The 24965-nt window shown below is 64.6% G+C and carries 16 protein-coding genes; 8 read left to right on the top strand and 8 right to left on the bottom strand.

From position 1 onward, the window contains the following. Positions 1-93 precede the first annotated feature (93 nt). Positions 94-1371: a CmpA/NrtA family ABC transporter substrate-binding protein gene (locus ABWP92_RS07620; protein WP_353234772.1), complete on the bottom strand. Its 1278-nt coding sequence runs from the start codon at positions 1369-1371 to the stop codon at positions 94-96. Positions 1372-1650: 279 nt separating this feature from the next. Continuing rightward, complete coding sequence (locus ABWP92_RS07615) at positions 1651-3024, bottom strand: nitrate- and nitrite sensing domain-containing protein (RefSeq protein WP_353234771.1); 1374 nt, start codon at positions 3022-3024, stop codon at positions 1651-1653. A gap of 337 nt (positions 3025-3361) precedes the next feature. On the opposite strand from ABWP92_RS07615, the gene ABWP92_RS07610 reads away from it, so the two are divergent. The 4 genes from ABWP92_RS07610 (at position 3362) to ABWP92_RS07595 (ending at position 9818) form a co-directional block, all read left to right on the top strand. After that, positions 3362-4789: a homoserine dehydrogenase gene (locus tag ABWP92_RS07610; protein ID WP_353234770.1), complete on the top strand. Its 1428-nt coding sequence runs from the start codon at positions 3362-3364 to the stop codon at positions 4787-4789. A 28-nt stretch (positions 4790-4817) separates the two neighbouring features. Beyond that, positions 4818-6845 carry a 3'-5' exonuclease gene (locus ABWP92_RS07605; RefSeq protein ID WP_353234769.1) on the top strand — a complete coding sequence of 676 codons (2028 nt, stop codon included), beginning with the start codon at positions 4818-4820 and terminating at the stop codon, positions 6843-6845. 95 nt (positions 6846-6940) lie between these two features. Further along, entirely contained in the window at positions 6941-9154 is a 2214-nt protein-coding gene (gene dinG, locus ABWP92_RS07600) for an ATP-dependent DNA helicase DinG (RefSeq protein WP_353234768.1), read from the top strand. A gap of 31 nt (positions 9155-9185) precedes the next feature. Next, the gene (locus ABWP92_RS07595; protein WP_353234767.1) at positions 9186-9818 is read left to right on the top strand and encodes a 3'-5' exonuclease; all 633 of its coding nucleotides are present in this window, start codon (positions 9186-9188) and stop codon (positions 9816-9818) included. A 33-nt stretch (positions 9819-9851) separates the two neighbouring features. Here ABWP92_RS07595 and ABWP92_RS07590 read toward each other — a convergent pair whose 3' ends face one another. Further along, positions 9852-11207: an aminotransferase class I/II-fold pyridoxal phosphate-dependent enzyme gene (locus tag ABWP92_RS07590; protein WP_353234766.1), complete on the bottom strand. Its 1356-nt coding sequence runs from the start codon at positions 11205-11207 to the stop codon at positions 9852-9854. Positions 11208-12030: 823 nt separating this feature from the next. On the opposite strand from ABWP92_RS07590, the gene leuA reads away from it, so the two are divergent. Then, positions 12031-13734 (top strand): 2-isopropylmalate synthase, encoded by a 1704-nt coding sequence (leuA, locus tag ABWP92_RS07585; RefSeq protein ID WP_353234765.1) that lies wholly within the window; start codon positions 12031-12033, stop codon positions 13732-13734. Positions 13735-13958: 224 nt separating this feature from the next. Continuing rightward, positions 13959-14447 (top strand): C40 family peptidase, encoded by a 489-nt coding sequence (locus tag ABWP92_RS07580; RefSeq protein ID WP_353234764.1) that lies wholly within the window; start codon positions 13959-13961, stop codon positions 14445-14447. Here the strand turns inward: ABWP92_RS07580 and ABWP92_RS07575 are convergent. Next, positions 14430-18482 (bottom strand): DUF6531 domain-containing protein, encoded by a 4053-nt coding sequence (locus ABWP92_RS07575; protein WP_353234763.1) that lies wholly within the window; start codon positions 18480-18482, stop codon positions 14430-14432. The two genes, ABWP92_RS07580 and ABWP92_RS07575, sit on opposite strands and share 18 nt — an antisense overlap. 248 nt (positions 18483-18730) lie before the next feature. On the opposite strand from ABWP92_RS07575, the gene ABWP92_RS07570 reads away from it, so the two are divergent. Then, positions 18731-19843, top strand: coding sequence for a 3-deoxy-7-phosphoheptulonate synthase (locus tag ABWP92_RS07570; RefSeq protein ID WP_353234762.1), 1113 nt, complete (start codon positions 18731-18733; stop codon positions 19841-19843). Positions 19844-19889: 46 nt separating this feature from the next. On the opposite strand, the gene ABWP92_RS07565 is transcribed toward ABWP92_RS07570, so the two are convergent. The 3 genes from ABWP92_RS07565 to ABWP92_RS07555 form a co-directional block, all read right to left on the bottom strand. Next, positions 19890-20648 carry an SDR family NAD(P)-dependent oxidoreductase gene (locus ABWP92_RS07565; protein WP_502907479.1) on the bottom strand — a complete coding sequence of 253 codons (759 nt, stop codon included), beginning with the start codon at positions 20646-20648 and terminating at the stop codon, positions 19890-19892. Between the two features lie 316 nt (positions 20649-20964). Next, positions 20965-21537: an acyloxyacyl hydrolase gene (locus ABWP92_RS07560; RefSeq protein WP_502907482.1), complete on the bottom strand. Its 573-nt coding sequence runs from the start codon at positions 21535-21537 to the stop codon at positions 20965-20967. Between the two features lie 240 nt (positions 21538-21777). Continuing rightward, entirely contained in the window at positions 21778-22407 is a 630-nt protein-coding gene (locus tag ABWP92_RS07555) for a Spy/CpxP family protein refolding chaperone (protein WP_353234760.1), read from the bottom strand. Between the two features lie 420 nt (positions 22408-22827). On the opposite strand from ABWP92_RS07555, the gene ABWP92_RS07550 reads away from it, so the two are divergent. After that, the gene (locus ABWP92_RS07550; protein ID WP_353234759.1) at positions 22828-23844 is read left to right on the top strand and encodes a recombination-associated protein RdgC; all 1017 of its coding nucleotides are present in this window, start codon (positions 22828-22830) and stop codon (positions 23842-23844) included. Positions 23845-23943: 99 nt separating this feature from the next. On the opposite strand, the gene dctA is transcribed toward ABWP92_RS07550, so the two are convergent. After that, positions 23944-24965: C4-dicarboxylate transporter DctA (gene dctA, locus ABWP92_RS07545; protein ID WP_353234758.1), on the bottom strand; the 1022-nt coding region annotated here is incomplete at its 5' end.

Genomic DNA, 24965 nt, shown 5'->3' with positions numbered 1-24965 from the left:
TGCCGTTGCCGCTTCTGATTCAGCCACGGCCTGCGCCGGACCGTGAAAAACTGCACTGACCATGGTTTGCTCCGTTTGAATGCCAGGAAATCCTCAAGCCTTGACCTTGAAAGCGTCGGCGTAGCGCGCCGGATCGCTGCCATCCCAGACCACGCCGTCCAGCAGCTTGCTGCTGCGCATGGGCGACTTGGGCACGCTTACCTTGAGCTGCGACGCCGCCTCGGCATAAAGGTCGGTGCGGTTGATCTTGCGGGCCACGCCCAGGTAGTCGGGATGGGACTTGAGCAGCCCCCAGCGCTTGTGCTGCGTGAGAAACCACATGCCATCCGACAGATAGGGGTAGTTGACCTCGCCGTCGGCAAAGAACTTCATGTGGTGGGGGTCGTCCCAGGTCTTGCCCATGCCGTTCTGGTAGCGCCCCAGGATGCGCTGGTTGATCGCGTCCACGCTGGTGTTCACATAGGACTTGGCGGCGATGGCCTCCGCCATCTTGAGCTTGTTCTGCATGCTGGCGTCGATCCAGCGGCCCGCCTCGATGATCGCCATCATCACGGCGCGCGCGGTGTTGGGATATTTGCCCGCGTAGTCCGAGGTGCAGCCCAGCACCTTCTCGGGATGGTCGCGCCAGATATCCTGCGTGGTGATCGCTGTCACGCCTATGCCGTCCATGATGGCACGGTGGCCCCAGGGCTCGCCCACGCAGTAGCCGTCCATGTTGCCCACGCGCATGTTGGCCACCATCTGCGGCGGCGGCACGGTGATGATCTTGCTCTCCTTCATCGGGTTGATGCCGGCGCTGGCCATCCAGTAGTACAGCCACATCGCGTGCGTGCCCGTCGGAAACGTCTGCGCGAAGGTGTACTCGCGCTTTTCCGAGCCCATGAGCCGGGCGAGCCCGTCGGCATCCACCGCGCCCTTGTCCGCGATCTTCTTGGAGAGCGTGATCGCCTGTCCATTGCGGTTGAGCGTCATTAGCGCGGCCATGTTCTTCTGCGGGCCGCTCACGCCCAGGTGCAGCCCATACACCAGGCCGTAGAGCACGTGCGCCATGTCCAGGTCGCCGTTGACGAGCTTGTCGCGAACGCTCGCCCAGCTCGCCTCCTTGGAGGGTACGATCCTGACGCCGTATTTCTGGTCGAAGCCCAGCACCGAGGCCATCACCACGCTGGCGCAGTCGGTGAGCGGGATGAAGCCGATCTTCACCTCCTTCTTCTCGGGCGCATCCGATCCCGCGGCCCAGACGCCGCGGTGTCCGAGCGCTCCATACAGCGCGACGCCCGAGGCCACACCCGCGCCCTGGCGCAGGAAGCCGCGCCGCTCAACGCTCTGCGGATTGCCGTTCGCGCGGATTGCCGTCTTGCTTTCTTGCATGCTTGAACTCCATCGGGAATCGTGGTGACGAACCCGGAAAAGGAAAAACAAAAAAAGGGCCCCCACGCTTCCCCGCTGCGCGTGGTTCGCTGCCCCCGAGGGGCACCTTTTGTCTTGGGGCGGCCCGGCGACAAAAAACGGTGTCCGTCTCCCCTCGCGCAGAACGCAAGAGAAGAACAAGACACCGTTGTCCAAAAAATCACTGCTTCGGCGCCGGCCTCCATTGGCCCGCGCCTGCACATCACACTCGCACGATCCGTGCCAGGGCAAAGTCGGCCATCAGCCCAATGCTGGTGCGCCGCCGGGGCCGCCGCCCGCGCGGGCGCCGCTCTTTGGTGCATGGGACGCGGCGGGTGCGCCCGGCATGAGCTCCGACATGGAAAGCACGGCCAGCGCCACGTCGAGCATGCGGCGGTTCTGGTTCATCGCCGCCTGGCGCATGAGCTTGTGCGCATCGCCTTCGCTGAGCTGGCGCAGCTGCATGAGCACGCCCTTGGCGCGTTCGATCGCCTTGCGCTCCTGCAGCGCATTGCGCGCCTTGTCGATTTCGGCCTGCATGGCATGCAGTTGCCGCGCCTGCTCCTGCACCAGCCCGAGCACGCTGCGCTCGAGCTGCGGCCCCAGTCCCGGCACCCCGGGCGGAACCGCGCCCGGCGCGCAGGCAGCGGAGGTGAAAAATCCCATGGAGTCCGCGCGCTCCGGGCCCTCGGCGCCAGCGGCGGCGATGGCGACGTCGCTCCTTTCCTCGGCGAGCAGCATCGCTTGCTGCTCGGCCATGACGCCGTGCGCGATCTCCAACTTGCGCTCGCAAAGCCGCGCCAGCTCGTCGGCCAGCCGCTGCTCCATCGCATGCATCGCGTCCAGGCGCTGCGTGCATGCGGAGAACCAGCGCTCGCCCATCGCCGCATCCAGCGCATCGTCCGCGCGCGCGGTGCAGGCGATGCGGCGCAGGCGTTCGATCGCCGCCGTGGCGGAACAGTTGACGGACTGCTCCGCCTGCAAGCGCGCGAGCCACGGCGGCGCGAATTCGCTGAACACCTGGAAGCACCCCTCCTGCGATTCGATGAGATGCAGCCAATGGTGCTGGCGCGCCGCATCGCTCGCCCCCGAGCCGAACGCCGCGGCTCCCGTGGCGCGCTCCTGGCCCGCGAACTCCTTGCCCTGCATGAAGTGGAACATAGCCACCAGCAGGCGCGAGATGTCCGGATCGCAGGCGCTGTCGGCGGCTTCGAACACCACCGCCAGACATGCCGCGATCAGGCGCGCGAAGGCGGCCGTGCTTTCTTCGGTGGAGATCGCTGCGCCGGCGATGCGCTCGCGCAGCCTTGGCAGCGCGGCAAGGCCCTGCAGCAGGTAGGCGATCGAGTTGAACAGGCGCGCGCCATGGCCGCCGCGCAGGCCGGCGTCCTGCTGCCCGAGCCGGGCGTTCACCAAGGCGATGTCGGCATCCACCGCGCGCATCTGCCCTGCAAGCCGCGCGGCGCCCCGCGCTCCCGCGCTCGCCAGGAACAGGTTGGAGAGCCCGCGCTCGCACTGCAGTTGATGAATGAGACGGCAAAGGCTTTGCACCAGGGCGCAGGCGTCCCTGATCCGCTCCAGCTCGGAAATTTCGGATTGCCGCGCGGCAACCAGGTAACTCAGCGGGGATTTCATGGCAGACGGACGGCATGCAATCTCCGTGCCTGCCGCGGCACCGGAGAAATCGCCAAGGCATGCATGGCGCCCTTTGCGCGGATGCGTTAAACTGCCGTGATGTTCCGCACTTTCGCACCCCACGCCAACCGACGCTTGAACGCAAGCGCGGCCGTGTCGCGCGCAAGTGCACGAATGATTACCACGATTACCACCGCGGCTACCTAGCGCGCTGGGTGGCTGTACCGGCAGCCACCTGGAATCATTCCCTCCCCCAAGAACGAACGACCCAGCTGGCAAGCCGGGTTTTTTTGTTTGTGGCCTGGAAAACGGGCCTTTTTTGGAGAGGTTGACCACCATGTACAGCGAACCCCGCTTTCGCACCCAGACCCCGAACACCCCGGAGCAAGCCACAGCGCCGGCCGGCACGGGCATCGATCCCGCGCGGCCGGCGCTGCGCGTGGGCATGATCGGATTGGGGACGGTGGGCATGGGCACATGGTCGGTGCTTCAGCGCAACCAGCCGCTGATCGCCGCACGGGCCGGGAGGCCCGTCCAGCTCGTCGCGCTGGCGGTGCGCGACCGAAGCCGCGCCGCGCAAAAGCTGGGCGAAGCAGCCCTGGAAAGCGTGGAGCTGTGCACCGATCCCCACCACGTGGCAACCCATCCGGACATTGACGTGCTGGTGGAGGTTGCCGGCGGAACAGGCCCGGCGCGCGATTGGGTGCTTGCCGCGCTCGCGGCGGGCAAGCACGTGGTCACCGCCAACAAGGCGCTGCTGGCCGTGCATGGAGAAGAATTGGCTGCAGCGGCCGCCCGCCACGGTTGCCAGCTTGCGTATGAAGCGGCGGTGGCAGGCAGCATTCCCATCGTCAAGATGCTGCGCGAAGCATGGGCCGCCAATCGCATCGACGCCATCACCGGCATTCTGAACGGCACCAGCAACTACATTCTCACGCGCATGGGCGACGGCGGACTGGAGTTCGCCGATGCGCTCGCGCAAGCCCAAAGGCTGGGCTATGCCGAGGCCGATCCCTGCTTCGACGTCGATGGAACCGATGCCGCGCACAAGCTGGCGCTGCTCGCGGCCAATGCGTTCGGCGCGCCCGTGGACCTGGATGCGGTGCACGTGGAGGGCATCCGCGGCCTGCAACGCGCCGACATCGACGCAGCGGCGCAGCTGGGCTATGCCGTCAAGCTGCTCGCCATTGCGCGTCTTCACGCATCCACGCACGAGCATCCGCAATCCATGGAGTTGCGCGTACACCCTGCCCTCGTTGCGCGGCGCCATGCGCTTGCGCATGTCGGCGGCGCGGACAACGGCATCGCCGTGCATGGCGACGCCTGCGGCCATGCGTTCCACAGCGGTGCGGGCGCGGGCGGCGAACCGACCGCTTCCGCCGTGGTGGCCGACCTCATCGATCTGGCGTGCCAGCCCCTGGACCCTCTTCGCCCCCAGGCCAGCGGCGTGCCGACACTCGGCACGCACGCGCGCCGCGCGCATGCGCCGCAGCCCCTGCCGATGGGCGAGGTGGTCACGGCGCACATGCTGCGCGTGGCCTCGGACACGGGCCTGTGCGAGGCCAGCGTGGTGCGCCAGCTTGAGAAGGCCGGCGTGCCTGTGCGCCAGCGCAAATGGGTTTCCGCAAGCGAACAAGGCGCGGCTCCCGCGCTGGCGCTGGTCACCGCGCCCGTCAAGGATGCGATCGCCGTGAGCGCGATTGCGCTGCTGCAAGCCAGGACGGGGGCCGCCGTGCGACATTTGCGGGTGCATACTGAAAACTGAACCAGGCCAACGCACATTGCCGCTCACCATGTCTCCCGACCCATCCCCGCCAGCGGCGGCCGCCGCGCGTTTCACGCCCCGGCGCATCACGCCATCGGATGAGCAGCGCGCCATTCAGATCGCGCGCGAACGCACCATCATCGTCGAGGCCAATGCCGGCGCTGCCAAGACCACCACGCTCGCCCTGCGCGCCGCGGAGAGCCTGGCGCGCGGCGTGCCCGCGCACCGGCTGCTGGCGCTGACCCACACGCAGCCCGCCTGCGCCGCATTGCGCCATGCGCTGATCCATGTCGGCGTACCGCGCGGCGTGGCCGGGCAGTTGCGCATCCAGACGTTCGAGGAATTCAGCACCGAGATCCTCGAGGAAATCGATGATCACCGTGTCGAATATATCGATGAAAACGAGCAGCTGCGCACGCATTTCTGGCAGGCCGTGCGGCGTGTCGAGGAAGACGAGTCCGAACGCTGGCGCGACGCACTCGACATGCCGGCCATCGGAGACAGCTGGTTCGTGGAAGAGTTCCTCAAGCTCAACGCACGCCTGAAAGGCACGATGCGCGACATTCTCGAGCGCGACGGACGCCGCGCGAGCCCCGAGTATGCGCAGGACATGGGCGTCGACTACACCCAGCTCAAGGTCTACCTGGCCCATGAGCGCATTCGCAGGCAGGAAAATGCGGACACGCCGAAATTCCGCGCTCCGATGGATGCCACCTACGACCTGGCGCGGCACTTCCAGGAAGGTGAAACCGCCCAGGGACTGCGCAACTGGCCGTTCGCCGCGCAGATCGTGCTGGTGGACGAGATGCACGACCTGAACTACGCCATGTTCCGGGTGCTGGCGGAGATCCTCAACACCTCCCGAAGCTTTTTCTGCGGCATGGGGGACGTCGACCAGGTGGTGCACGAAGCCACCGGCGCGGACGCGGTGTTCATGGGCGCAGCCATCGAGCAGCACACGGCGCGCGCCATCAAGCGCTATCCGCTCACCCACAGCTACCGCTTCGGCAAAAGCCTTGCGCTCAAGGCGGGACGCGTGGCGGCCAAGCCCTACAGCTCCAGCGCGGAGCATGACACGCATATCGCGCTGACTGAGTTTTCCACCGCCGGGGAATGCGCAGGCCTGGTCGTCGATGCGGCCATGCAATGGAAAAAAACGCACTGGCGCGACATGAACGAATTGGCGATCCTGCTGCGGCATCCCGCGCAGTCCGTGCTGATCGAAAACCTGTTGATCGAAAACGAGCTGCCGTTTTCCATGAGCGGCTTCGAGAGCTATCTCAAGCGCCCTGAAATCCTGTTCATCCGCGGACTCATGGCCGTCGCCAACGACGACATGACAAGTCTCGCGCACGAGGACACGCGCGAGCAGGTGCTGACCGCCCTGCACTTCTTCAGCGGAACACGGATCGAAGTGGACAACCGGGCCCACGAGAGCCAGGCGGCGCTGCTGGCCGACGCCGTTCACTCCGTGCGCGACAACGCCATGTTCCTCACCACGTTCTTCACCAACCAGGTGCTGCGTACCGCGCCTGCGCACCTGCGCGGGCGGCTGCGGGCCGCGCAGGCGCTGGCCGTCACGCGCGGCGGGCCCGCGTTTCTGGAGGATTTACTCGAAACGCTGGACATCCAGTCCATCATCAAGGATGCCTATGTGTCCAAGGAGCGGCGCGCCGAAGCGCTGTCCAATATCGAAGGCCTGAAGCTAGCCGCCGGCAGATTCCATTCGGCATTCGACTTCTTCCGCTTCCTCAACGGGCTCGAGCAGAAGCAGCGCGATTTCAAGGACAGCAAGCGGCTGCACATCGCCAGCATCGTGAGCGTCAAGGGGCTGGAGTTCGATCACGTGATCATTCCGCATCTCACGCAGGGCGAGTTTCCCGCCAGCGGCGGAACCTCCACCGAAGAGCGCAACCTGCTCTATGTCGCCATCACCCGCGCGCGCAGGCAGCTCACGCTGCTTGCGCACGCCGCCCGGCCGAGCGCCTTCGTCGAGAAAATGGGCTACAGGCGCACAGACACCCCCAGGCCGGCAGCGCCACAGCGCATCGGCTAAGATCGCTGGATGAAAGCACAGTACCTCCGGTATTGCGCCGCCGCGCGATCCTCGCGCCCATCACAAGCCAAGCAGCGCTCTTTTCCTGTTTTCCTATGTCCGCACAGCAATGGGCCGATCAGGCCTTGCAATCGTTCGATGCCGTAGTGCAAGCCACCGGCGGCTTTCGCAGCCGCCCCGGCCAGCGGCTGATGGCCGAGCAGGTTGCACAGGCGTTCAGCCAGGCGCAGCTCGGCAAGATCGATGCGGACGATGAGGATGCTCCGCCGCCTGCGCGCTCCATCGCCGTGATCCAGGCGGGCACGGGCGTGGGCAAATCGCTTGCCTACAGCGTTCCCGCCATCGCCATGGCGCTGGAACGCGGCACGCGCGTGCTGATCTCCACCGCCACGGTGGCGCTGCAGGAGCAGCTCGTCGCCAAGGACCTGCCCGCGCTTGCGGCCCACATCGCCAAGCCCTTCCGGTTCGCGCTGGCCAAGGGGCGCGGCCGGTACGTCTGCAAGCTCAAGCTGGAGCGGCTGGCCGGCGGCGTAGGCGCACCGGACGACGGCGGCATCCCCGACGACGATCTTTTCGCCGAGGAAGAGGCCGCCGAGCGCGCCAGGCGCCCGCGTGCGGAATCCGAAGCGAGCATGAAGTTCTATGCCAGCATGGCCGACGCGCTCTCGCGCGGCCAGTGGGACGGCGACCGGGACACGCTCGCCACGCCGCCCGAGGCCGAGGTATGGAGCCCCGTCGGCGCGGAAGCCAGCTCCTGCACCGGCAAGCACTGCCCGATGTTCAGCCAGTGCACGTACTACGAGCGCCGCAAGGAACTCGTCGCCGCGCAAGTCATCGTGGCCAATCACGACCTGCTCCTGTCGTCACTGGGCGCGCGGCTGCTGCCCGAACTCGACAACTGCCTGCTCGTCATCGACGAGGCCCATCACCTGCCAGCGACCGCGCTCGACCAGTTCGCCTGCGAAGCAGATCTCTCGCGCCTGACCTGGATCGACAAGCTCGCCAGCCGAGCCCTGCGCATCGGTCAGCTGGTCGAGGTGGAGGAGATCGCCGACATCCCCAACGATTCCTCGCGGCTGCGCGCCACGCTGCAGGACGCGGCGCGGCTGGTGATGGACATCTACGGCAAGGCGCTGCAGCCGTCGAAAGCCGAGGCCGGCCGCTCGCATGCCGCGCCGCGCCACTCCACGCCCTACAACCACATCACGCGCGCCCGCGTGCCCAACGGCATGCTGCCCGCCGAACTGGTGGAGCCGCTGTCGCAGATCGCGCATCATGCCGATGGTTTTCTGGCCGCCTTGCGCGCCATCGCCAAGGCCCTGCGCAGCCAGATCAAGGACCAGCCCGACGACGCGCGGCGGCTGTCCGCGCTCTACGCGCAGATCGGCGCGCTCGCTCCGCGGCTGGAAAGCCTGCACGCCACCGCGTCGCTGCTGCTGCAGGATGCGCCGGAAGGCGCCGCTCCGGCAGCCAAATGGTTCACGCTCGAAACCGATGGCGACTACATCGTCGTCAAGGCCCATGCCAGTCCCCTGCTGCCCGGCAACACTCTACGCAATCATCTGTGGTCCGCCGTGCGCGGCGCGGTGCTCACGTCGGCCACGCTCACAAGCTGTGGACAATTCGACTTCTTCCTGCGGGAGGCGGGCCTCGCGGGTGACGAGGCGGTCACCACGCTCGAAGTGGCAAGCCCCTTCGACTATGGGCTGCAAGGCACGCTCATCGCCACCGAAACCCGCGCCGACCCGCGCGACGCGTCCGCCTTCACCACGGAAATGGTGGATGCGCTGCTCTCCGACCTGGCCATGGTCGAATCGGGAGCGCTCGTGCTCTTCACCTCGCGCGAGCAGATGCGGCAGGCGGTCGATGCCTTGCCCACCGCCATGCGCGGCATCGTACTGGTACAAAATACCCTGCCCCGCCAGCAATTGCTCGCCACCCACAGGGAGCGCGTGGCCAACGGCGAGCCGTCGATCATCTTCGGCATGCAGTCCTTCGGAGAAGGGCTGGATCTTCCCGGAGCGCTCTGCGAATCCCTGTTCATCACCAAACTGCCCTTCGCGCCCCCGGACGATCCCGTCGGCGAGGCACGCGCCGAATGGCTGCGCGGTGCCGGGCGCGACCCGTTCAGCGAACTCGTCGTGCCGGCCACCGCCATCCGCCTGGCGCAATGGGCGGGCCGCGCCATCCGCACCGAAGAGGATCATGCGCACGTGTATTGCTACGACAAGCGCCTGGTCCGCACCGGCTACGGGCAGCGCCTGCTCAAAGGCATGCCGCCATTCACTCTGGAGCGGCGGCTGGCATAGCAGCGCCAGCCATTGCGTGGACAATGCACCCATGTCCCGCAACGAACCCATCGCCGTCATCGACTTCGAAACCACCGGCATGACGCCCGCACAGGGCGCCCGGGCCACGGAAATCGCCATCGTCCTGCTGCAGGACGGCCAGATCGTGGACCGGTTTCAAAGCCTGATGCGCACCGGCGCGCGCATCCCCGCGTTCATCACCCAGCTCACCGGCATCACCAACGCCATGGTGGCTGGCGCGCCGCCAGCGCATGACGTCATGCGCGAGGCCGCACGCTTCGTGGGCGGCGCGCAGATGGTGGCCCACAACGCATCGTTCGACAGCAAGTTCTGGGCGGCCGAACTCGCGCATGCGGACATCCGCGCCACGCAGGGTTTTGCATGCACCGTCCTGCTGTCACGCCGCCTTTATCCGCAGGCGCGAAGCCACAGCCTGGGCAACATCGTCGATCATCTCGGGCTGCCACGCGCGGGGCGTGCTCACCGGGCGCTGGCGGATGCGGAAATGGCGGCCTTCCTGCTGGCGCGGATCCAACGGGATTTGCGGGAAACGTGGGGAATCGAAGAGCCGGGTTTCGAGGTGTTGAATGGCTTGCAGCGATGCGCCAGACCGGCCGTCGCCAGATGGCTGGCCCGCCACCGCGACCTTGGGGCTACCCAGTAACCAGCAACGCGCGCGCCGAGGCCGTCGCACGCCCTAGAACACCGCCCTGGCCTGCAACCTGACCGCCGCCGCCAGATCACCCGCCAGCCGCCTCGCGTCGCGCCTGTCCACGGCCCCCACGCTGATCCGGATGGCCGGCGCGCTCGCCAGCACCATGGGCGATCCGGCCTGTACCGCCCACCCGCGCGACGCCATGGCCTGCACGGCCGTCAGCTCATCCGGGACGGGTATCCACAGATGCAGGCCTTCGGTGTCCGCATGGGCGGCATCGCCCCCGGCCATCGCCACGCCTTGCCCGAGCAGTTCTACCGCCAGCGCCCGCCGCCGCGCCGCATAGGCGCTTTGCATGTGCGCAAACGAACCCCGCCCTTTTCCCCTGGCCGCCTGCCGCCACAACAACGCGGCGAAGCGCTGCAGCCACAGGCTGACCTTGCGCGGACCCAGGGCGAAATGAGCACGCATGCCGACGACGAGATCGGGCACACCCGTTGCGATGCATACACGCATCTCGGGCCCCAGCGGTTTGCCCAGCGACATGACATAAAGCCAGTTAGGCGGCAGCGCGCCCGCGCATACCAACGGCGTGCCGCTGAGCAGGCCCCAGTAGTCATTGAAGACGACGAGCGTGTTGGGACAGGCGCGCAACTGCCTGCGCAGCGCGCGCCAGCGGTCCGGGCGGATGGCGGTGCCCGTGGGATTGTGCGCACGCGGCGTCAGGATCACGGCCGCGCAACCGGCAAGCATGCCGTCGGCGGGCACCTGCAGGCCTTGCGCATCCATGGACAGCGGCACGGCGCGCAGGCGCAGGCTGCGCAAAAGCGCGAGCAGCGGCGGCCAGCCGGGGTCTTCCATGGCAACGCGGTCGCCGGGGCGTGCGTGCTGCCTGAGCGCTCTCTCTATCGTGTCCAGAGTGCTGGAGAAGATGCCCACGCAATCGCCAGGAATGCCTTGCGACCCAAGCCATTCACCAGCGATGGCAAGCAGTTCTTCATCGTCGCTCAGCTCTCCCGTTGATGCGCCCAGCGCGAGAGGCTGCTGCAGCAGCTTGCTCCAGGAGCCCGCGCGAAGATGCGCCAGCAGCGCCGCATCCACCTGTCCGCCAGCAAGATCGCGCAAGCCATCAGGCACCACATAGGCCGCCGGAATGTAAGCAGCCTCGCCCGCGACACGCGTGCCACGGCGGCCCGACGTGACCAGCCGACCAGCATCGCGCAGCCTGGCATAGGCCGCAGCCACCGTATTGGGATTGACACCCAGTTGCGTAGCCAGATGCCGCACGGCAGGGAGAGCATCCCCGGCATGAAGCTCTCCATTGCGCAGCGCCGTTTCGATGCTGCCCGCAATGTCTTGCGCATTACTTCCCTGTATTTTGCTTGCTGACCAATTCATCTCATACATTTTATTGTTTGTACTAGTACGAAATTTTGTATGCGATACAGTGCCTTGAAAATGTCGTTAGCAAAAGTTGATGGGTGATCAAAATATAGGCAAAACGGCAAAAAATCGCTGGTTTTCGCTCTTGAAAAGTATGAGAAAGAAGGAAATTGGGCGAAACCGGAGGATGCGCTGATGAGAAAGTGGAGCAAGCAGTTCGGCAAGCGACAGGCCCGTAGAAATTCGCCCCGAAAAATGCGTCTTTCAGTCCATGGGAATGCCGGGAAAGAAGGGCAGGAAAGATCGAACTGCCTTTTTTTGTGCAAAACGGGCGATCAGGCCTTTCTTTTTGGGTGGGCTGGGGCGTCGTGAAAATGCCCGAAAGGAGCACACAGCCCCCGGACAACCGGCAGGCACGCCCTTGCCCGGCGAACGCCCCGAACCGGGAAAATCCGCAGCGCCACGTCCTGATATGGGATCCGCCCGTTTGCATCGCGCAAAATTTCCGTGCTAACATGATCCGCATATGCAACGCACCCAGCAGCTACTAACCACCCTACGACTAAGCCTAGTGCTTGGCCGGGGTCTGCTTGCGTGCACACGCTCCGTTGCCTGAGACCGAAGACTGAATCCATAGCCACAGTCGCACAGGTTCTCCTCCGCAACACCGACATCCCCCTGACCCCGGCCACACACCCGCCTTCGCTCGCACCCCGGGCTTAGGGCGGCAGGGGACGTCATCGATTTCGTTCACCAACTTTCGATTGACCCGTGTTCCGTGCCCATCCACTCACAAGGCAGCCAAGGCACGGCGCACACAGCAGATGTGGAGCCGACAATGATTTCCAATCCTTCCCAGAAGTACCAAGCCTTCGCCCCGATCGCCCTGGCCGACCGCACATGGCCCGGCAAGACCATCACGCAGGCGCCGATCTGGCTTTCCACCGATCTGCGCGACGGCAACCAGGCGCTCTTCGAACCGATGAACGTCGAGCGCAAGATGCAGCTCTACAAAGAGCTGGTGCGCATTGGCTTCAAGCAGATCGAAGTGGGCTTTCCAGCCGCGTCGCAGACCGATTTTGATTTCGTGCGGCGCCTGATCGACGAGGATCTGATTCCCGACGACGTGAGCATCATGGTGATGACGCAATCACGCGAGGACCTGATCGACCGCACCGTCGAGGCAGTCAAGGGCGCCAGGCGCGCCATCGTTCATATCTACAACGCCGTGGCGCCCGCATGGCGCAAGATCGTCTTCAACATGGATGTGCCGCAGGTGATGGAGCTGGTGCGGCACCATGTGTCGCACTTCAGGAAGCGCTCCGACGCGCATCCCGAGACGCAGTGGACGCTGCAATATTCGCCCGAGACCTTCAGCAGCGCCGAGCTTGAGGTCTCGCTGCAGGCATGCCAGACAGCCATCGAGGCCTGGGGAGTGGGGCCGGACCGCAAGATCATCATCAACCTGCCGACGACGGTGGAAAACGCAACGCCCAACGTGTTTGCCGACCAGATCGAATGGATGCACCGCCACCTCGTGCCGCGCGAACACGTCGTGCTCTCGGTCCATCCGCACAACGACCGAGGAACGGGCGTGGCCGCCGCCGAGTTCGCCATCATGGCAGGCGCCGACCGCGTGGAGGGCTGCCTGTTCGGCAACGGCGAGCGCTGCGGCAACGTGGACGTGGTGACCGTTGCGCTCAACATGTACACGCAAGGGGTCGATCCCCAGCTCGACTTCTGCGACATCACCGGCGTGGCGCGCATCGCGGAAGAGTGCACCTCCCTGCCGGTTCACCCGCGTCATCCCTACGCGGGCGATCTGGTGTTCACCGCATTCTCGGGGTCGCACCAGGACGCCATCAAGAAGGGCTTCGCCGCGCAGGACCCCGATGGCATCTGGGAAGTGCCGTATCTCCCCATCGATCCGGCGGACCTGGGCCGCACATATGACAGCGTGATCCGCGTGAACAGCCAGTCGGGCAAGGGCGGCATCTCCTTCCTGATGGAACGCGAGCATGGTGTCGTGATGCCGCGCCGCATGCAGGTGGAATTCAGCAACGTGGTGCAGCGCCAGACGGATGCGAGCGAAACCGAGATGACCGGCGACGCGCTCTGGAGCCTGTTCAACGCCACCTATCTCACGGCGCCGGCCACGCCCGAAGCCATCGTCTGTCATGCGCATCGCGTGACGAACGACGGCCACAGCATCGAGCTGGATGTCACCATCAACGGCGTGCGCCAGAAGCTGCAAGGGGAGGGCAACGGCCCCATTGCCGCCACCGTGGACGCCCTGGGCCTGCCGTTGCGGGTGGACCATTACGAAGAACGCGCGACGGGCAGCGGAGCCCATGCCCAGGCGCTTGCGATCATCGAGGCGGCGATGGAGGGCACTGCCGGCTCCACCTTCGGCGCGGGAATGAGCGCCAACATCATGACCGCTTCGGTGCAGGCCGTGGTGAGCGTCGCCAACCGCTTGCAGGCCCGCCGCGCGGCCGAGCGCCACGCATCGGCCAACGCCGCCGAGGCAGCGGCAGCCTGAACGCGGGCAGTCCGTGTTTTCCGCGCAGGCGCATCATCCAGGCGCTTTCGCGGATGCGGTGAATACCTTGATCCAACGACGCATATCCCACAGGGCATGCGCCTCGGCGGGAGCGCCACAAGCGCGCGCGCCGCAGGAACGTGCAGCGGTCTCCAAGCGGATCGCCAGCACGTTCCCGCAGACAAGGCTTGGTCGATTCAACCTTAGCTGATACCCTTGGCCGCATGCGAGCACTTCAATGCCTGACACTGGCGCTCGCCGTGCTGCTGACGGCATGCGGCTCGGCGCCCACCAAATCACGACACGCCCCATCATCCTGGGGGCAAGGTGTTTCGCGTCTTTCCGACACCCAGGCCGACGACATCGCCATCCACGCCATGGGGCTGGTCGGCACGCCATACCGCTATGGCGGCAACACGCCCGCGGGCGGGTTTGATTGCAGCGGCCTGATCGGCTATGTGTACAGGAACACGGCGGGCATGGCCCCGCCGCGCACCGTTTCCCAACTGGAAGATTTCGGCAAATCCATTTCGCAGGGCGATCTGCGCACCGGCGACCTGGTGCTGTTCGGGCGCGGCACGCCGACACACGCGGGCATTTATGTCGGCAACGGACGGTTCGTGCATGCGCCGTCTTCCGGCGGTACGGTGAGGCTGGACTCGCTCCAGTCCACGTACTGGTCCCGGCAGCACATTTCATTCAGGCGGTTGTGACGCCTTCGCGGATAGGAAATGTTCCGGGTCCGGCTCCGCGCCCGGCACCCCCGTCCACCCTGGGCCTGCCGCATCGTGCAAACCGCGCAGTTCAGGCGGCAGCAGCTCCTCCATGCCGGGTATCCCGAGGCAGGGAAACAGGCCCTGGGGCGCCCGGTTCAGCGCACGCCCGATGCGCGCATCGAACAGGCCGTGCAGGTCCCAACGCAGTCCGGAGTGCTCGTCGAGCAGCTTCCCGGCTGACCGGCAGGGCTGATGCAGGTTCAACGGATCGTGCACATAGACATCATTGCCGCAAGCGTCTTGGAACATGGCCCATACAACCCTTCCGTTCGCATTGACCATGCCGACCGGCGCACCTTGATGGTCGGTCAGGAAATGCAATAGCTGAAGATCGCTCGGGCCCTTGGCTCCCTCGTTGCAATGCGTCGCCGCGAAAGCGCCATCCGGCTGGCCGGTGAGGCACGATGGCGCGCCTTGGGCAATCCGCTGCGAAGGCGGAGCCTGGCGCTTGCGAAGCAGCGCCGGAAGCTGCCTGCCCGCCTGGGTATGGCGGTGGAGCTGCATCAACGGCACATTGCTGTCCGGCTCATGAACGGTGTGTATCAGCTCGAATGACGATGGCGCATTCGCAGTGTAGCGGTGCCGCTCCATGCGCACGGGCAGCGCGCCATCCCAGCCGACGTATTCCGTGGACAACCTGTTGCCTGCTTCATCCATGATGTGCGAGGCGATGCGTCTGCCCAATGCGTCATGGCGGATGTCCTGCGTAACGGTTTTTCCATCCGGGCCCATCATGCGCAGATTCGCCGGACGATTGTCGGCGCCATATGCCATCCTGATTTCACGCCGGGTGTGCAGCTCCCGCAGGCGCGTGCAGTTGCCCCGGCCGTCATACGCGTATTGCAGCCGGATTTCAGGCGCCGCGTGATCATGGGCATTGACGTAATACAGGACGCGGTTGCCCTTCCAGCGGCTGGTGTGCGCGAGTTCAAGTTCGGTCAGGCGCTCTGTGCCCAGCGAAGGCGCGCAGAGCAGGGCGGTGGCCATTCGTTTCATGTCATCCTCGCGCGGAGGGCCCGCATGCGTCGCATGAGCGAATTCCTTGGTCATGTCTTCCGAAGGCTGCGGCAGCGGATTCCCGGCGTGATCGAAAGACCATCGCTGCAGCCCCGCTTGAGGGGTATGGGCAGCGGTGAGACGCCCTTCGGCGTCATGCACGAAGCGGCTGATTCCCACGTTGCCGCGGATCGCGCTGATGCGGCCGCGCCCATCGTGCTGGAAATGCTGCGTGCTCAGCGCCGCGGCAATGACGGCGGGCGCATTGGCGGGAATGCAGTCGCCGCGCCACTGCGTGTGCAGCCATTGGCCCGAGTCATACCATTGGGTGATTCTGGTGAGGTCCGCGCCGAGGATGTGCCGGCTGATCTCGCGCTGCAATGCATCGCGCTCGAAGTACACCTGCCTGACCCCGTTCCAGTTGATGACATCGACGGGGCCGGAGCCGTCACGCAGATATCCGATGGTGCCGATATCCTCCAGCTCGGTGCCCAAGCGCCGCCCCAGCCGGTCGAGCCGATGGCGAATGTCGAAGCGATATTCCAGCTTGCCTGATTTAGGGTTGAATAGCCGCTGGTGCTCCGAAGTGACGCGCCCCAGCCGATCATGCATGAACCGGACATGGCTCAGCAGGCGGTCCTGCTCATCGTGCGCATTTTGCGGACCGCCGCCGCAGTGCCGTTCGCAAAGGCTGGCCGATCGCAGCTCACCCGTGCCGCTCCACGCAAAGCGGCTGATCCATGCATCGCCCGCATGCACGCCGGGCTGGATGCGCCTGACAGGCCGTCCCATGGCATTCCATTCGAGCCGTGAGATGTTCTGCGGATATTGCTGCTCATTCAACGAGCCGTCCGACCACTGGATCAGTTGTCCACAGGCGTCGTACACAAAGCTGCGCACGCGCGCATCCACGCCGATGTGGCGCGCCACGCGATCCATCTCATCCCACTGCCAATGGGCCTGTTCCGCGCCCGGATTGGTATGCGTGGCGAGTCGGCCCGCAATGTCATATTCAAACTTCTGCACCCGGCCCGCCTGCCTGAGTTCGACGAGGCGGCCCCACAGGTCATATCCAAACTCCTTGATGACATTGCCCGACGAGCCCAGCAGCTGCGTGACCTGCCCGCCGCCATTGCGCACGTATTGTTCCTTGCTGCCGTCATGCCTTATCACGCACTGCAGCCGGGAATGGACGTCGTACAGATAGCGCGTGCTTTGCGACAGCGGGTCGGTGACCCGGGCCAGCCGTCCGCATGCCGTGTACTGGAATTCGGTGACCCTGCCCGAGCCGTCGCGGCGGCTTTTCAGCAAGCCTTCCCGTGTGTATTCGAGACGCCGCACACCGCCTGCGGCATCGATGATCTCGCGGGGAAGATGCGCCGTGAGTATCTCGTGGCCCGGATCGGGGTAGGCGTATCGCACCGTGCCTGCATCGGGATGCGTCACCCGCGTCAGCCTGTGCCACGCATCGTAGTCATGGCATGTCGCGCGTCCCTGCGCATCGACGCTGCGGCGCAGCAGGCCCGTTGCCGGATCCCGGTCGAAACGGTTTTCGCTGCCGTCCGGAAAACGCTCCCGCAGCAGCCGGCCCTGCGTGTCGATCACCCGGCGCGTCGTCCGGCCCAGCGCATCGGTGCTCGATATGAGATGTCCGTGAGCGCCATATCGCATCCGGGTGATGCTGCCGTTCGCATGGCTGTGCTCCACAAGCCGCGCCAATCCCGCCAGGCCGCGAAACAGGTAGCCTCGCGTGCGCTGGATGCTGTCCTGCACGGTGGTGCGCGACCTGGGTTCGCCATCCTCTGCAGACAGGGTCTGGTAGGAAAACCGATGCGTCAGCCCCTCATCGCTGCTTTTCTGCACGACGCGCGCTCCGGGTTCGTAGCGGTCGTAGCGGTAGTGATGCCTCGGCCCTTCAAGATCCTGGTGCATCACCATAAGATGGTTTTGATAGGCAAACCGCTGCATGCAGCGGCCGTGCCCATCACGCACTTCGACCAGGTCGCCGGCCGGGCTGTAGGCATAGCTCACCAGCCTGTTCCATGCCGCCGGGTCCAGGCTTTGCGGGCTGGCTGGTTGAAGCGCGGCCTCTGCATCGCCAGCGGCGAGCTCCGAGCACAGCACCTCGGCAAGGCGCACGCCGTTGTCCGGCTGCCAGAAATGCCCTGCGGGATACCTTGGCTCGGCATGGGCGGCATGGACTTTCTGGTAGCGCAGGACAAATCTCCTGCCTACGCCATCCTGCACCGATGTCAGCCGGTGCTGGCCCAAAACGTCCGCATAACGCAGCCGCTGGGTGCGGCCCAGCCTGTCGATGCAGCCCATCGGCAGCCAGTCGCTGGCGGGCACGAGATCATCGCCCTTCTCGATGGCCTTGCGGTTTCCTGGCGCGAAGGCCCAGAGCACGTCCCCCGTGCTGTCGCCAAGAAAGATGACGTGCGGACGCTGCGCCAGATCGGGCGGCACATGCGCGAACCGCTTCTCCGGCGCCGACTGCCAGCGGGGCGGGGCGCCGCCCGGAGATTCAGCGCACCCCGAGCGCAGCAGCCACCAGCCTTCGCTGGCGCTGTACCGGCGCCCGCCGGCCGGGAGCGGGCCGAACGTGATCGTGCGCCCCTGCACATCATGCAGCACGCACGCATGCTCCTTGACCTCCAGGCGCATGTCCAGCGGCGTCCTCCAGCCGTGCCCCAGCGGTCCGCACTCGCCGCCGCGTTCCGCATCGACGTGGCTGCAATAGCGGCGCTGCCATGCCAGGGGCAGCACGCCGGGGAGAGAAAAGTCCTGTTCGGCCGCGCCGCCCAGCACCAGCGCTCCCAGCAGCGGATTGACCGTGTCCGCCGAGAGAACCGCATCCGGGCGCACGGAACAGGCCACGCCCTGCCTGTCCGATACGGCCAGGACGGCGCGCAACCCGGTCCTGACCCGTCCACGCGCCAGCGCGCGCTCCACATTGACCGCCAGATTGCCTGTCATGACTGCTCTCCTCCACGAGATTCACTGATGCTGTTGTGCGCACGGCCCATGCGGGAAAAATGGCCCAGGGCATCTTTTCATCGCATCGCAGGCCGAACCTTGGGTTGAAACAGGTAGGCCGGGAAACAACGCGCATCGGTTGCTATCAGTTGTGAGCCCGGCGCGATGCACGCGTGGACTGATTCATCGCAAACGCCCCGAAATCCCTGAAAAGAATCCAATCCGGCGCTTGCGGGACAATCAGACACATGACCCATACCACTTCCCCCGCCAGCAAACCCAAGGTATCCACCCTTGACACCACCCGGATCGACGACCTGCGCATCAAGGCCGTGCGACCGTTGATCACGCCGGCGCTGCTGCAGGAATGGCTGCCCACGCCGCAGGAAGCGTCGGACCTGGTGGAGTCCAGCCGCGCGGCCATCTCCAGGGTGCTGCATGGCCTTGACGATCGTCTCGTGGTGGTGGTGGGGCCATGCTCGATCCACGACCACGACCAGGCCGTCGAGTACGCCTGCAAGCTCAAGCAACATGCGCAGTCGCTTTGCGCCGATCTGCTCATCGTGATGCGCGTGTATTTCGAGAAGCCGCGCACCACGGTCGGCTGGAAGGGCTACATCAACGATCCCCGCATGGACGGAAGTTTTGCGATCAATGACGGCGTGCAGCTTGCGCGCGCGCTGCTGCTGGACATTCTCGAGATCGGCCTGCCCGTGGCGACCGAATTCCTCGACCTGCTGTCGCCGCAATTCATCAGCGATCTGGTCAGTTGGGGAGCCATCGGCGCTCGCACGACGGAGAGCCAGAGCCACCGCCAGCTGGCCAGCGGCCTCTCGTGCCCGGTCGGCTTCAAGAACGGTACGGACGGCGGCGTGAAAGTCGCATCCGACGCGATTCTCGCGGCGCAGGCTCCGCATGCCTTCATGGGCATGACCAAGATGGGGCAGTCGGCCATTTTCGAAACCCGCGGCAACAACGATTGCCACGTGATCCTGCGCGGCGGCAAGCAGCCCAACTACAGCGCGGACGATGTGAACGCGGCCTGTGAACTGCTCAGGAAATCCGGCCTGCGCGAACAGGTCATGATCGATCTCTCCCACGCCAACAGCAGCAAGCAGCATGCGCGCCAGATCATCGTGGCCGAAGATGTCGCCCGGCAGGTGGCCGCTGGCGACAGGCGCATTACCGGCGTGATGATCGAGAGCCATCTCGAGGAAGGCCGCCAGGACATCGTCGAAGGCCAGGAGCTGCAGCGCGGCGTCTCGGTCACCGATGCGTGCATCAGCTTCACCCAGACGGTTCCGGTGCTCGAGCGGCTGGCCGAAGCCGTGCGCGCACGGCGCGCCAGGAACGGAAGCTGACGGCGGCCGCAAGTTATCCCCAGGCCGCTCCGTATCCCCGGCGGGCTCAGGTCAGGTTCAATCCCCCATCCGATACGATGACTTCGCCGGTCAGATAGTCCGAATCGGCGAGCAGGGCGACGACCTGCGCAATGTCCTGCGGCTGCGCGCCACGCCTCATGGGGGATTTTTCCGTCCACAGCGCACGCGCCGTCGCCCAGCTTTCGGTCAGCGGCGTTTCCACCAGACCGGGCGCCACCGCGTTCACGCGGATGTCCGGGGCCAGGCTCAGGGCGAGCAGCCTGGTCATGTGGTTGAGAGCGGCCTTGCCAGCGGAATAGGGTATGGACGCGCCCTTGGGCCTCACCCCGGCATGGGAGCTGATGTTGATCACGCAGGCGGGCCTGCCGCGCAGCTTTGCGCAAGCCTCGAGCGCCGCCCGTGCGTGCGCCACCAGCCTGAACGGCGCGACCACATTCACTTCATGCATGCGCTGCCAGATCTCCGGCGTGGCGGCCAGAAGGTCATTGTGAGCGATCACCTCGCTTATTCCAGCGTTATTCACAAGCAGATCGATACGCCCGCATTCCCGCAGGGTCTGCTCCACAAGGCTCCTGCGCTGCTCTTCAAGGGACAGGTCGGCCTGTATGTATCTTGCGGCGGGCAGATCCCGGGCCATGGCCTGCCCCGCTTCCACGCTGCTGCGGGAATGGAGCACGACCTCATAGCCCTCGCGAGACAAACGGTGCGCGATGGCGGCGCCGATTCCGCTGGTTGATCCGGTAACAAGTGCGACGGGCAGGCCAGAAGTTGAATTATTTTGCAATATGAAATTTGTTGAGATTATGGAGGGAAGAACGCGAGCAAAGTTGTTCTTAAATAGTTTTATTTATATATGTTGATAGTAATAGAGTCGACCACAATCTGTGGATAACATCATTTTCACAAGAAAATACAACCACTTGGAAAATCCTGAACCATGTGCCTCGCACCCGCTTTTTCCTGTACCCGATGGATGAACAAGTTTCTGGTTTTTCACTTTCCTGTGGATAAGTAAAAGTTGCTCATTGAAATCTGTACAGTTTTATCAACAACCGCGTCAAATATGGAATTCTTCAGTTGATAAATTGTGGATAAACAGTTCAGAAATGATACGCATAGCGCAATTGGACAAAGTTTTCGCCTGGGTTGGGGTGCTTGATGCCGGCATTGGAGAGATGTTCGACGCGTAACTGCAATTCGTGCCTGCGGCGGTCGCCAAAGTTGTAGCCGACACCCAGATGGCTGGCGAAATTGAACGAGGTGCTGAATTCCTCGTGGATGGTGATGTAGCGGTCGGTCATGTAGGTCAGTCCGATGCCCGCTTCGGCAAACCAGGGAGAGCGCCCCGCGTCCGGGCGCCAGCGCAGGGTGGGAACCAGCCCCAGAAGCCATGTGTGGTTGTATCCACGCCCGCCCTCGAATGACAGCCTGGAGACATGAATGTCCCATTGGCCGCGTACTTCACCGCCCCAGAGATTGGTTTTCCATTCGCGCCAGGGGAACGTCACGCCGACGGTGGCGGCATCGGTTCCGCGCCGGGCCCAGTTTCCCTGCAGATAGATCGATGGAGCCTGGGAAAGATCTCCAGACGGCGCCTGCTCATCCGCCGCGGCCGCGCCCCCGGCGGCGCAAAGCAGGGCGGCGAGCAATGTCAGGGACTGGCAATGCCGCATGATGGGAAAGTTCCGGGCCAGGCACCAACGTTTTTTGAGCAACATATTCGCCTCCAAGGTGTATATCTCTTCATGATCCTGTTACGACTTTACGATACGGACATCTTTGTCCGATGTAGGCGTTTGCCGCGACAAGACACGCTATCCGTTGGAAAAGCTGGTGTGTTGCAGTGATCGCAGGCCCAATGAGAAAAGCCCGCAAACGCGGGCTATTTTCAGTTATCCACAGCCTTTGGCTGTTTATTGAGGCTGCACCGGTGCGCCTGGCGCAGCTTCTGGTGACTGCCTTCCCATATGTGAGTGCTTACCCTTGTGGTCACCCGCATGCTTGTGCCCACGGGGGCCGCCATCACGTGGGCCACCCTTGCCTTCGCCCGGGCCGAAGCGATGCATCATGCGGTTGCTTTCCTGGTCGAAGATTTTTTGCTGCTCGGGCTTGAGTGCGGCGTAGAAGGTCTTGACGGCGTCGCCGCGGCGATCCATTTCCGCCGAGCGCTGCGCTTGCATGGCGCGCATGCGGTCGATCCGCTCGGGCGTCGTCAGCTTGTCCATCTGCTTGGGATCAAGACGGGCATGGTCAGCTCGTTCATGCGGCTTCATGGCTGCCTGGAACGCATTCCATGCCGGTTCCTGATCCGCGGAGATCTTCAGTTTCTGCTTGAAGGCCTCGGCGTGCTTGGCCATGCGCTCCTGACGCTGCTCGGGGTTCATGCGCGGGCCTCGCTCATGAGGGCGGGGCGTGGGTTTGGCGTCGGCTGATGCGGCGGGCGCGGGCGATGCTGGCTGCGCCATTGCCGGCACGGCTGTTACAGCCAGCACGGCTGCTGCGAGGGCGGTTGCTGCAAAGGTACGGGGAGAAAAGCGGGCCATGATGAGTTTTCCTTTCGTGAGAACTACTCGTTGGAAGCAAACGGGGCGCCGAGGCCGTCCGCAGAGGAGGGAATGCAGGTTGAGGTACGAACAGGAACCTCGGCGCTTGGATGCAAGTCTGGCTGCCGCATGTATCGCCACCGTGTTCCAAATATAAGTCTGTGTAAAGTTCTACAAATTTCCCCTATGTCTTCACCATGCCGCTCCGAACACGGGCGCGAATTGAGGACAACGCATTGCCGGTACCCGCCATGCCTCATATGGTTTTTTGCTTTCATTTTGATGGCATGAAGCAATGTGCGGCGCGTTGATCCAGTGTCAGGCATTGCATCGACAATGCAGGTTGTCGGCCGAGGCGGACCTAGTCGCTCGCGCGATGGTTCGCTCATGAGTTTTTCAAAGTAAGGATGGATAGTTATCGTGTTCAAGAACATGATCGTGTATCGCATTGCCCAGTCATGGCAGATGGATCTGGCCCAGATCGAAGAGGCCCTGGCCAAGTCGCTTTTCGCGGAATGCGGCGCCACGCAGGAGAAGTCCACGGGCTGGGTGCCGCCGCGCGGCGAGGAGCATGGCGCGCTGGCCGAGTCGGTCGGCGGCCAGTGGATCCTGCGCTTCATGACCGAGGCCAAGGTGCTGCCGGGCTCGGTGCTCGCACGCAAGGTCAAGGAAAAGGCAGCCCGCATCGAGCAGGAAACCGGCCGCAAGCCAGGCAAGAAGGAAAGCAAGGAGCTCAAGGAAGAAGCCAAGCTCGACCTGCTGCCCATGGCGTTCACCAAGCAGGGCTCGATGTGGGTCTGGATCGACCCGGACGCGCATCTGCTGGTGCTCGACACCGGCAGCCAGGGCAGGGCCGACGAGGTGGTGACCATGCTGGTCGATGCGCTGCCCGGCTTTGCCGTCGCGCTGCTGGACACAGCCGAGTCGCCGCAGGCCTGCATGGCGCACTGGCTCAAGGAGCAGGAGCCGCCCGTGGGCTTCTCGATCGACCGCGAGTGCGAGCTCAAGAGCGCAGATGAAGCCAAGGCCGTGGTGCGCTATTCACGGCATCCGCTCGATATCGACGAGATCCGCGAACACATCGACCAGGGCAAGCTGCCCACCAAGCTGGCGATGAGCTGGGACGACCGCGTGTCGTTCGTGCTCACCGAAGGCCTGCAGATCAAGAAGGTGTCCTTTCTCGACACGGTCTTCGAAGGCCAGAAGCAGGACGATGCGGGCTTCGACGCGGACGTGGCGATCGCCACCGGCGAGCTCGTCAAACTCATTCCCGACCTGGTGGAGGCGCTGGGCGGCGAAGGGCGTACCGAGCTTGGTGGCCCTCCAGCCGTTGCCGCGACGCGTCCGGACACGGACAGGCAGGCCCCTGCCGTGGATAGCGCCAAGCCCGTGGTGACGGCGCAAGGCGGTGATGAGGACGAAGATCCGCCGTTCTGAGCTTCCAATGAAAAATCCCTTCGGAGCCAGCCAGGCCGCTCCGAAGGGATTCAAGGGGACCGTGAAGACGGTCCGCAGACAAAGGGTTGACTGCGCTGCTTATGCGTTCCGGGCAGGCTGCTGAACGGGCACGATGTCGGGCAGCACTTCTCCGGCCAGAGCGGCATCGAGCTTGTCATGATCAAGCGCCTTTTCCCAGCGGGAAACCACGACGGTCGCAACGGCGTTGCCCATGAAGTTGGTGAGCGAGCGGCATTCGCTCATGAAACGGTCCACGCCCAGAATCAGCGCCATGCCGGCGATCGGCACTTCCGGCACCACGGCCAGGGTGGCGGCCAGGGTGATGAAGCCCGCGCCAGTCACGCCGGCCGCGCCCTTGGAGCTGAGCATCGCGACCAGCAGCAGCATGATCTGGTGGCCGAGCGTGAGATGCGTATCGGTGGCCTGCGCGATGAACAGCGCGGCCAGCGTCATGTAGATGTTGGTGCCGTCCAGATTGAACGAGTAGCCGGTGGGAACCACCAGGCCCACGACGGACTTGCTGCAACCGGCTTTTTCCATCTTGTGCATCAGCGAAGGCAGCGCCGATTCGGATGATGAAGTGCCCAGCACCAGCAGCAGTTCGGCCTTGAGGTACCTGGCCAGCTTGACGACCGAGAAGCCGCACAGGCGGGCGACGAAGCCCAGGATCACCAGCACGAAGAGCAGCGAAGTAAGGTAGAACGTGCCGACCAGCCAGGCCAGGTTCACCAAAGAGGACAGGCCGAACTTGCCGATGGTGAAGGCGATCGCGCCAAAGGCGCCCAGCGGCGCGGCCTTCATGAGGATATTCACCAGCTTGAACACCGGAGCGGTCAATGCCTCCAGGAAGTTCAGAATAGGCTTGCCGTGTTCGCCGGACATGGCCAGCGAGATGCCGAACAGCACGGCAACGAACAGCACCTGCAGGATGTTGTCGCCCACGAACGGGCTCACGAGCGTCTTGGGGATGATGTCCATGAGAAAGCCCGTGAGCGTCATCTCATGCGACTTCGAGACATAGCCCTTCACGGCGGACTGATCGAGATCGGCGACGTTGATGTGCATGCCCGCGCCCGGCTGGATGACGTGCGCGACGATCA

This window comes from Diaphorobacter ruginosibacter (genome assembly GCF_040396215.1).
GTDB classification, from domain to species: Bacteria; Pseudomonadota; Gammaproteobacteria; order Burkholderiales; family Burkholderiaceae_C; genus Diaphorobacter_A; species Diaphorobacter_A ruginosibacter_A.
Note: the sequence above shows the minus strand (reverse complement) of the source record. Positions and strands in the feature narration are given on the sequence as shown.

Bases quoted from the DNA above. Each gene is read 5' to 3' on its own strand.
- ABWP92_RS07590 (WP_353234766.1), bottom strand. From the start codon at position 11,207: ATGAATTGGTCAGCAAGCAAAATACAGGGAAGTAATGCGCAAGACATT.
- leuA (WP_353234765.1), top strand. From the start codon at position 12,031: ATGATTTCCAATCCTTCCCAGAAGTACCAAGCCTTCGCCCCGATCGCC.
- ABWP92_RS07620 (WP_353234772.1), bottom strand. From the start codon at position 1,371: ATGCAAGAAAGCAAGACGGCAATCCGCGCGAACGGCAATCCGCAGAGC.
- ABWP92_RS07610 (WP_353234770.1), top strand. From the start codon at position 3,362: ATGTACAGCGAACCCCGCTTTCGCACCCAGACCCCGAACACCCCGGAG.
- ABWP92_RS07555 (WP_353234760.1), bottom strand. From the start codon at position 22,407: ATGGCCCGCTTTTCTCCCCGTACCTTTGCAGCAACCGCCCTCGCAGCA.
- ABWP92_RS07615 (WP_353234771.1), bottom strand. From the start codon at position 3,024: ATGAAATCCCCGCTGAGTTACCTGGTTGCCGCGCGGCAATCCGAAATT.
- ABWP92_RS07570 (WP_353234762.1), top strand. From the start codon at position 18,731: ATGACCCATACCACTTCCCCCGCCAGCAAACCCAAGGTATCCACCCTT.
- ABWP92_RS07575 (WP_353234763.1), bottom strand. From the start codon at position 18,482: ATGACAGGCAATCTGGCGGTCAATGTGGAGCGCGCGCTGGCGCGTGGA.
- ABWP92_RS07560 (WP_502907482.1), bottom strand. From the start codon at position 21,537: ATGCGGCATTGCCAGTCCCTGACATTGCTCGCCGCCCTGCTTTGCGCC.
- ABWP92_RS07605 (WP_353234769.1), top strand. From the start codon at position 4,818: ATGTCTCCCGACCCATCCCCGCCAGCGGCGGCCGCCGCGCGTTTCACG.
- dinG (WP_353234768.1), top strand. From the start codon at position 6,941: ATGTCCGCACAGCAATGGGCCGATCAGGCCTTGCAATCGTTCGATGCC.
- ABWP92_RS07580 (WP_353234764.1), top strand. From the start codon at position 13,959: ATGCGAGCACTTCAATGCCTGACACTGGCGCTCGCCGTGCTGCTGACG.
- ABWP92_RS07595 (WP_353234767.1), top strand. From the start codon at position 9,186: ATGTCCCGCAACGAACCCATCGCCGTCATCGACTTCGAAACCACCGGC.